Annotated in this window: 6 protein-coding genes; 3 read left to right on the forward strand and 3 right to left on the reverse strand. The window is 68.8% G+C overall.

All coding sequences use genetic code 11. The features are described from left to right. Positions 1-85 precede the first annotated feature (85 nt). Complete coding sequence (locus tag ABD793_RS33105; protein WP_344867212.1) at positions 86-883, reverse strand: SDR family oxidoreductase; 798 nt, start codon at positions 881-883, stop codon at positions 86-88. Between the two features lie 41 nt (positions 884-924). After that, entirely contained in the window at positions 925-1740 is an 816-nt protein-coding gene (locus tag ABD793_RS33110) for an SDR family NAD(P)-dependent oxidoreductase (RefSeq protein ID WP_344867225.1), read from the reverse strand. Between the two features lie 40 nt (positions 1741-1780). Between ABD793_RS33110 and ABD793_RS33115 the strand changes: the two genes are divergently transcribed. Further along, a complete protein-coding gene (locus ABD793_RS33115; protein ID WP_344867213.1) occupies positions 1781-2182 on the forward strand; it encodes a MerR family transcriptional regulator in 402 nt (133 codons plus the stop codon). Between the two features lie 703 nt (positions 2183-2885). Here ABD793_RS33115 and ABD793_RS33120 read toward each other — a convergent pair. Then, positions 2886-3026, reverse strand: coding sequence for a hypothetical protein (locus ABD793_RS33120; RefSeq protein WP_344867214.1), 141 nt, complete (start codon positions 3024-3026; stop codon positions 2886-2888). Positions 3027-4101: 1075 nt separating this feature from the next. Between ABD793_RS33120 and ABD793_RS33125 the strand changes: the two genes are divergently transcribed. Both ABD793_RS33125 and ABD793_RS33130 read left to right on the forward strand, forming a co-directional pair. Then, complete coding sequence (locus tag ABD793_RS33125) at positions 4102-4383, forward strand: DUF1490 family protein (RefSeq protein ID WP_344867215.1); 282 nt, start codon at positions 4102-4104, stop codon at positions 4381-4383. 7 nt (positions 4384-4390) lie between these two features. Then, on the forward strand, positions 4391-6269 hold a 1879-nt coding region (locus ABD793_RS33130), incomplete at its 3' end, for a heavy metal translocating P-type ATPase (RefSeq protein WP_344867216.1).

The following is a 6269-nucleotide window of genomic DNA, read 5'->3' on the forward strand; positions in this document are numbered from 1 at the left end:
ACGGACGGCGCAGTGGCTCGACAGGTTCAGCGTGTCGATCACCCAACCCGCCGGCCGGTCCTTGGATCGGCGTTGACGTGGCCGGTCACACAGCTTGGAATGAGCCGCCGTCGATGCGGAAGTCGGATCCGGTGATCCAGGCGGCGTGGTCGGAAACCAGAAAAGTGACCAGGTCGGCGACCTCGGCAGGCTGCCCGGGGCGGCCAAGGGGGATGCCGCCGACCCAGTTCTGGAGCGTCTGCGCCGCGGGGTCGTCTGGACCGCCGTGGGCGGGCTGTCCCAGCAGTGCGGAAATTGCGTCGTTGGCGATCAGGCCGGGGGAGATCCGGTTGACCCGAACACCGCGTGCAGCGAACTCGTTCGCCAGTGCTTTGCTGTAGGTCGACAGTGCCGCCTTCGCTGCCTGGTAGGGGGCATCGGGACCGATCGGTAGGTATGCGCCCACCGATGTGACGTGGATGATCGCTCCGCTACCCCGTGCGATCATCCCGGGGAGCACCGCGCGATCCAGGCGGACCGAAGCCAGCAGGTTCAGCTGGAGTGTCTGTTCCCAGATGTCGTCCGACGCGGACAGCAGTCCGTCAGGCGGTGGGGTACCGGCACCGACGTTGTTGATCAGTGCGTCGACACCGCCGAGCAGATCGGTCGCGGCGGTAACCAGCTCGGCGCAGCCGTCTGCTGTGCCGAGGTCGGCCGAGATGAAGTTCACCCCGGGTGGCAGGCTCTCGGGTTCTTTTCTGGCCGCCGCGACGACCGTCGCGCCGACGGCTGCGAGCCGGGAGGCGACGGCGCGCCCGATTCCCTTGCTGCCGCCGGTGACGAGAACGCGGCGGCCGCGCAGGCCGTCCAGCTCGCGGGCTGTCGTCGTGATCGGTTCGGGCATGTTTTTCTTCTTTCGCGAACGAGGTGAGCCGTGGTCGCGGGTCAGCGACGGAGGATCGTGGATTCGAAGATCTGCTTCCCGGCACGGGCGGCTATTGCGGCCGGTAACAGTCTGCCGAAGACAAAGGTCTGCAGAGCGTTGCCGCCACCGTCCACAATCGCCGGCCGTCGCCGGCTCAGCGCGCCCAGAGCGGTGCGGGCCACGTCCGCGGGCTGACGTTTGCGCAGCGGTGCCGCCGCTGCGTTCATCGGAGTGTCGGTGGGGCCCGGGACGACGGCCACAACCCGCACGCCGGTGCCGGCGACCTCGGCCCACACGGCCTGGGTGAACGAGAGTACGAAGGACTTGGACGCGCCGTAGGCCGCCATGTACGGCGTCGGCTGGTAGGCGCCCGTGCTGGCGATGTTGAGCACCGCTCCGCGGCCGCGTCGGACCATGCCGGGAAGCAGCCAGGCGGTCAGTTCCGCCAGTGCCCCGACGTTGAGTTCCAGCATCGCGCGCAACCGTGTCGGATCGGTGTCGGTCAGTGCACCCACTTGACTGGCGGCGGCATTGTTGACCAGCATCTCCACCTCGATCCCCGCCTCAGCGAGCTGGTGCGCGAGCAGCCGGGGTGATTCGCGGCTGGCGAGATCGAGGGACACCGTGCGGACATCGACGCCGTACTGAACGCGTAAGCGGGTCGCCGCCGTCTCAAGGCGGTCGGCGGAGCGAGCCACCAGCACGAGATGGGAGCCGTGTCCGGCCAACTGCTCCGTGATCTCGGCCCCGATGCCGGACGTGGCGCCGGTCACGACCGCGGTCCGGCCCTTCATCTGCGGTGCGGTTGTCATGCCCAGAACGCTAAACTGTGTCATCAGTGTCAAGGTCAACATCGGAGACGTCCGGAGAATCGCCGTGCGGATCGGAGAGCTCAGCGCAGCCACCGGCGTGAGCAGTCGCTCCCTGCGCTACTACGAACAACAGGGCCTGCTGTGCAGCCGCCGCACCGCCAATGCCTACCGGGAGTACCAGCCGGAGGCGGTAGAGCGGGTCGCGTTCATCCAGGACCTGTTCAGCGCGGGTCTGTCCTCATCGGTCATTCGTGACTGCCTTCCGCTGGCCGGAGACACGCGCGCGGAGGCGGATTGCTCAGCACTGCTGGCTCGTATTCGTAAGGTTCGTGACGAACTCGCCCGGCAAGAGCGGAACCTGGCGCAACGCCGGAAGACCCTCGACAGCTATCTCGTCGGCGCCGCCGCACCGCGTGGCGTGCCGGCCACTTCTTCCCAGCAAGCAACGAACGTCATGGCCGACTGACAGGTGGCGAAGGCCGACGTAGTCCGGGCAGCCAAACCAGCACAAACACAACAAAACCCGGGGGCGCCATGGCTAGCACCTCTCCCGTTCCCATCCTTGGCCGTGCCCCCGGCAGGATTCGAACCTGCGACACCTGCCTCCGGAGGGCGGTCGGCAAGGGAAACCATGGTCTCTACCAGCATCTTTACTTTCATGAGTTTCGCTGCTGGGCGCTGAGACCCCACCTGTTGACCCCGTTTCGCGTCACGGCTGAAGTCGCGAAAGCTCGCTACTGAGGTCGGTCCCTTCGTGCATGGTCGGGGCCCTGGACGCGTGGGGTGCGTTCGCCCCTTGAGTTCGTGATATCCGATGGATCGGCCAGTCTGGCTCCGGCTGCGGGCACCGGTGGCGCGAAAGTGCAGGGCCGTGGCTGCGCGTCGGCCAGGGCGGGATTGTGACGGTCGGCCTGTGACGATTCGCTGTGATCGGGTCTGCTCAGGCGTCGCCGTGGATCCACATAATGTTGATGTGCTGCGATGTTTTCGCATGGTATTCGAAGTCTGGACACCATGGAGTGGTAAGCAGGAAAGCATCACTGCAGAAGAATCAGGGTTGCACACCGAGGATAGCGGCACTGACCGGATCAGGGAGTATAGGATCGTTGATCCGCACCTGCCCAGAGTCTTAGAAGGTGCGTAATTCATCGGTGGCTCGCGTGCAAGGTTTAGCGAGGATCCGGTCGCTGCAGGTTCCCGTTCCCGCCGTCGTGCACGGCGATCAGCGGAACCTTGTCGGGGAGTCCGTTGAGGGTGGGTTCGTGGGTGCCGTGGACGATGGCGAGGTGCCCGGAGAGGACGAACAGCATTCGTTGGTGGTGCCGGTGTATGTGGGCGTGTGGGCCGGAGGACGGAGCAGATCCGGGATTTGAGGGGGGATGCAGGACGAGTCGGCCGGCGGATAGTTCACAGCCGGGGGCGGTGTCGTCGTGGACTATCGGGACTGCGCCTGCTTTGCCTTGGTGCTGGGCGACGGGGACTTGGGTGGGGGCAGGTCCGCCGGCGTGGGTGGCGTCTCCGGTGGCAGGGACTTTGGAGGCGAAAGCGGGTTGCAGATTGGGCAAGAGCTCGACGTCGTCGTTGAAGCGCCCGCCTGGCTTGAGAACGCGCGCTTCCAGTTGATGGAGTGGGAGTGGTCTGCGGCGTGGGGCAGGCCTGCTGCCACGTGCGGATTGCGGGGGAGCGTCGTCATATCTTAGCTGGCGTCTGAGGCGAAGTGGGACGGTGGGGCAGGCTTTGCCCCTCGTGAGGTCGCTGTTTGCCCCTCGCGCTGGTCAGCGGGGGGCGGTGGTCTTGACCGGCACTTCACGATGCCGAGCGCACACGGGCTGACAGTTCGGTCGGGATCGTGGCGTGGAGCTGCGCGGTCGCCGCCCGATGGCGTGCCGGCCTGCATTGCCCCACGAGCCCCTGTTGACGACAGATGGAGAAGCCAGAGCCCGCCGGGCAGCACTCCGCTGCAGGGACCGCCCTGCGGCGCACAACGTTCTTTCGGCAGTCTCGTGTGTTGTCCCGGCTGGGCGTCAGTGCGGTCATTGCGAGACCGCAGACGCGCAAGAACGGCTCGTTCGCCGGTGCGGGCGGACGGTCTTCCCGCCGAGCGGGAGCGGTTGAGGAGAACAGCCGGCCAACTGCGCGTGGTCGAGCAAGCGCCGCCGGGCATGGCTTGCCGGTCATCAGCGGAGCTGTCGATGCTCGCCTCCGTGAGGGCCCTGTCCGGTTTCCTAGCAACAGCCACCCTGTCTGCAATGACAATCGTTCTCAGGTAGTCTCGTCGTCAGGACAGGCATGCCCGGCGCGGTTAGGCTGTCGGCTTCGCTTCGCCGGTGTGTCGTCGCTGCGGTGATGGGCGCGGTTGCGGGGCAGGAAGGCGGAGGAGGCTCGGTGGTGTTGCACGCGATCGCCGCTAAGGCGGCTGGGCTGGTGGTGACCGGCGTCGCTGGGGCGGCGGTGTACGACGGGGTCAAGCGGGTCGCCCGTTCGGGTGCAGTCCGTTCTGCGACGGTGACTGTGGTGTCGTGGGGGCTGAAGGGTGCCCGGACCGCCGAGACGAGCGCGGAAAAGGTGCGGCTGGCGACTGCTGATGTGGTGAGCGAGGCGCGTGAGCGGATCGGCGAGCAGGCGCCGGTGCCGGGTGCGGCGGCCGGGCACGGCCACGAGCACTGAGCACACCGTGCTGACTCTGGTGTCGGACGCGGCCGGGCGAGCCCGGTTCCGCGACGACGCGTTGTGCGGCAGCCCGGCGCGCGCGGTCGCGGTCGAGGACGCCGCGGACCGGGTCGCCGGAGTCCGTCAGGTGCACGCTTATCCGCGCAGCGGCAGCGTCGTGGTCTGGTATGACGATCGCCGTTGCGATCGCGACGAGCTGGTGGCAGCGGTCGAAGCCGGGCTGCGCGCGGATCGGGCCGAGCCGTCCGGCCGGGTGCCGCGGTCGGAGGACGCGCGCGCCGGGGAGCTGCTGCGCTTGGCGGTTGGGGGTGCTGCGCTTGCCCTGCTCGGCGTCCGGCGCTACGGCCTGCGCAGGCCGCCGCTGCTCGGTCCGGTGAGCCGGACCGCCGCCACCGCGGTCACGATTTTCACCGGCTACCCGTTCCTGCGGGGTGCGCTGCGGACGCTGATCGGCGGGCGGGGCGCGGGAACCGATGCGCTGGTGTCCGCCGCGACCGTGGCCAGTCTGGTGTTGCGGGAGAACGTGGTTGCACTGACGGTGCTGTGGCTGTTGAACATCGGCGAGTACTTGCAGGACCTCACGCTGCGGCGGAGCAGGCGGGCGATTTCGGAGCTGCTCACCGGCGCGCAGACCCGCACGTGGGTCCGCCTGCCGGGCGGTGCCGAGGCCGAGGCCGACATCGCCGATCTGAGGTTCGGCGACGAGGTCGTCGTGCACGAGCACGTGGTGCTGCCGGTGGACGGGGTCGTCGTCGAGGGCGACGGCATCCTCGACCAGGCGGCGGTCACCGGCGAGCAGCTGCCGGTCGTCGTCGCGCCGGGTGCGGTCCTGCATGCGGGCTCGGTGCTGCTGCGGGGCCGGCTCGTCGTGCGGGCGACCGCGGTGGGCCCGGACACCGCGATCGGGCGGATCGTCGCCCGGGTCGAGCAGGCTCAGGCGGACCGGGCGCCGATCCAGACGGTCGGGGACGCCTTCTCGCGGCGTTTCGTGCCGGCGTCGTTCGCGTTGTCGGCGCTGACCCTGTTGGCGACCCGCGACGTGCGCCGGGCGATGACCATGCTGCTGGTGGCGTGCCCGTGTGCGGTCGGACTGGCCACGCCGACGGCGATCAGCGCCGCGATCGGCAACGGCGCCCGGCGCGGGATCCTGATCAAGGGCGGTGCGCACCTGGAGGCAGCGGGCCGGGTCGACGCTGTTGTCTTCGACAAGACCGGGACGCTGACGGTCGGACGTCCGGTGGTGACGAACGTGGTGTCGTTCGACCCCGGCTGGTCACCCGAGCAGGTCCTCGCCTACGCGGCGAGCTCGGAGATCCACTCGCGGCATCCGCTGGCGCAGGCGGTGTTGCGCTCGACCGAGGAGCGGCGGATCGAGGTGCCCCCGCACGAGGAGTGCACCGTGCTGCTGGGGCAGGGGATGCGAGTCCAGAGCGACGGCCGGACCCTGCTGCTGGGCAGCGTGGAGCTGCTGCGCCGGGAGAATGTCCCGATTCCGGCCGAAGCCGGGCATTGGGTGGACAAGCTCCGGCGGGACGCGGAGACGCCGTTGCTGCTGTCGGTGGAGGGCAGGCTGGCCGGGTTGGTGTCGTTGCGGGACACGGTACGGCCGGAGGCGCACGAGGTGCTGGCCGGACTGCGCCGCGACGGGGTGCGGCGGATCGTGTTGCTCACCGGCGACCATCCGGAGACCGCGCAGGCAGTCGCGGCGGAACTGGGTATCGCCGAGTTCCGTGCGCAGGTGCTGCCCGAGGACAAGCAGGACGTGGTCCGGGCATTGCAGTCCGAGGGCCACACGGTCGCGGTCGTCGGCGACGGCACCAATGACGCCCCGGCGCTGGCGCTGGCCGACATCGGTATCGCGATGGGCGTCGCGGGCACCGACG

The sequence above is a fragment of the Amycolatopsis ultiminotia genome (assembly GCF_039536925.1).
GTDB lineage: Bacteria > Actinomycetota > Actinomycetes > Mycobacteriales > Pseudonocardiaceae > Amycolatopsis > Amycolatopsis ultiminotia.

Excerpts from the sequence above, each read along its gene's own strand:
- ABD793_RS33105 (WP_344867212.1), bottom strand. The coding sequence starts at position 883 with ATGCCCGAACCGATCACGACGACAGCCCGCGAGCTGGACGGCCTGCGC.
- ABD793_RS33110 (WP_344867225.1), bottom strand. The coding sequence starts at position 1,740 with ATGACACAGTTTAGCGTTCTGGGCATGACAACCGCACCGCAGATGAAG.
- ABD793_RS33120 (WP_344867214.1), bottom strand. The coding sequence starts at position 3,026 with ATGCTGTTCGTCCTCTCCGGGCACCTCGCCATCGTCCACGGCACCCAC.